The 2,223-nt window shown below is 45.6% G+C and carries 3 protein-coding genes; 2 read left to right on the top strand and 1 reads right to left on the bottom strand.

Annotated features, from left to right (window positions below):
- Together IQR33_RS04685 and IQR33_RS04680 are read left to right on the top strand one after the other, a co-directional pair.
- A partial coding sequence (locus IQR33_RS04685; RefSeq protein WP_193843550.1) for a cryptochrome/photolyase family protein occupies positions 1-1,086 on the top strand: 1,086 nt, incomplete at its 5' end.
- Positions 1,087-1,092: 6 nt separating this feature from the next.
- Complete coding sequence (locus tag IQR33_RS04680; protein WP_005383933.1) at positions 1,093-2,019, top strand: L,D-transpeptidase family protein; 927 nt, start codon at positions 1,093-1,095, stop codon at positions 2,017-2,019.
- Between the two features lie 26 nt (positions 2,020-2,045).
- Here the strand turns inward: IQR33_RS04680 and IQR33_RS04675 are convergent.
- On the bottom strand, positions 2,046-2,223 hold a 178-nt coding region (locus IQR33_RS04675; protein WP_193843549.1), incomplete at its 5' end, for an LPP leucine zipper domain-containing protein.

Raw genomic sequence — 2,223 nt, 5'->3', positions numbered from 1 at the left:
GATACACAAGTAAGTGAAGCGTTAGCTTCTCACGATATCGAATTTGAACTGTTTCATGACAAATGTGTGCACGCGCCAACGACGGTTCTTAATAAGCAAGGCGAATATTTTAAGGTATTTACGCCATTCAAGCGTGCTTGGTTAACGCAGTTCCATATGCCGACGGTAGTAAAACCTCACGAGCAAGCGCCACTCAATAAAAAGGTACTCGAACAATTAGAGTCGGCTCGATTTAATTCAAGCTTCACATTTAGCTATCCTCGAGAATCCAGTGAAGACTGGCTGGCTTCGACTAATGATATTTTGAAGCAGCTTAGGGAATTTGCACGGGAGCGCAGTGACGCGTATCAAAGCGAGCGAGACTTTCCAGCTATTGATGGCACTAGCCAACTGTCTCCATACCTTGCGATTGGCGCGCTATCACCAAGGCAGTGTATTGCTCGTTTGTATGCTGAAAATCAACAAAATGACCTTACAGAAGGGAAAGCAACTTGGCTAAGTGAGATCATTTGGCGTGAGTTTTATCAGCACCTATTGGTTTTCGAACCAAAACTCGTCAAAGGCAAAGGATTTATCGATTGGGAGGATAAAATCCAGTGGTCCTATGATGAGAAGGCCTTTGAGCGATGGAAGACAGGAACAACAGGATACCCAGTCGTTGATGCAGCAATGCGTCAGCTCAATCAAACAGGTTGGATGCACAATCGATTACGTATGATTGTCGCGAGCTTTCTTACCAAGGACTTACATATTGATTGGCGATGGGGAGAAGCGTACTTCATGAGTAAGCTGGTGGACGGCGATTTTGCAGCGAACAATGGTGGCTGGCAATGGTCTGCTTCTACGGGCTGTGACGGGCAGCCATACTTTCGTATTTTCAACCCGATAAGCCAAGGCGAAAAGTTCGATGCTAATGGTGAATTTGTGCGCCACTGGGTACCAGAAATCAAAAGTGTACCGAACAAATACATCCATAAACCTTGGACTTGGGAGGGCTTTTCTTTACTGGAATATCACAAGCCGATGGTTGATCACAAGACAGAAAGAGAGATAACCTTACAGCTCTTTAAAAGTGCCAAGGAATAGAGTGAAATGCTTAGCAAAAAGCGATCAATGAGTTTCGCAAAACGTACCCTGCTATCTGTGTCGTTATCTTTAGTGAGTGGTCTATCATTCGCTAAGATGTACGAATTACCAGAGGATGGAAGCCGTTTAATTGGTCGCCTTGAAAACCACGTCGTGCAAGAAGGCGAAACCATGGCAAATATCGCTAAGCTCTACGATGTGGGTATGCTAGGTTTAATGGCCGCAAACAAAGGCGTGGATCCCTTCTTACCAGAAGAGGGGCATGTTCTTACTATTCCGACACAGCTAATCCTCCCAGACGTACCTTATAAAGGTATCGTTATTAATCTAGCCGAGCTGCGCTTATATTACTTTCCGAAAGGAGAGGATATTGTCCATGTATTTCCTGTCGGAATTGGCCGAATAGGGCGCGATACCCCAGTAATGACAACGCGTATCAGCCAAAAACGACCGAACCCTACATGGACTCCTCCAGCCTCTATTCGTGCCGAGTACAAAGCAAAGGGCATTGACCTACCAGCCGTTGTTCCTGCGGGGCCTGATAATCCACTTGGTATGTTTGCATTGCGTTTAGCTTACGGGAATGGCGAATACCTAATTCATGGTACCAACAAGGACTTTGGGATTGGTATGCGGGTCAGCGCGGGTTGTATTCGTATGGACCCAAGTGACATTGAGTGGTTATTTGACAAGGTTCGTAACGGTGAAGACGTTAACATCATTAACCAGCCTATCAAAATGACACTTGAGCCTGACAGAAGTGTGTTCTTAGAAGCACATGAGCCTTTGACTCGTAGTAATGGCGAGAAAGATGAACTCAAAGTGCCGAAAGAGTTAAAGTGGTGGCTGGATGAATTCGGTATGAAAAACGTGAAGGCTAAAGCAGCAATCGCTGCACAGAATGGGGTTCCTGTCGAAATAACCGCGCCTTAACGGGCGTTAAGACGCGGTATCAAATCTTACTTAGTGTAAGACTGAGCGATGTTATCGATACGCTCGTTAGCACGCTCAGCTTCTTCTTGAGCAGCCATTGCTGCTGCGCCTGATTTTTGAACGTCAGATTGAAGAGCTTGTACGTCTTGGCTTAGTTGGCTAACTTGGTTGCTTAGTTCGTCTAATTTTGCTGCATTTGCTGTA

This window comes from Vibrio sp. OPT46, assembly GCF_015163535.1.
Lineage (GTDB): Bacteria > Pseudomonadota > Gammaproteobacteria > Enterobacterales > Vibrionaceae > Vibrio > Vibrio alginolyticus.
The sequence above is the reverse complement of the archived record's forward strand: the minus strand, read 5'-3'. Positions and strand labels throughout refer to the sequence as shown.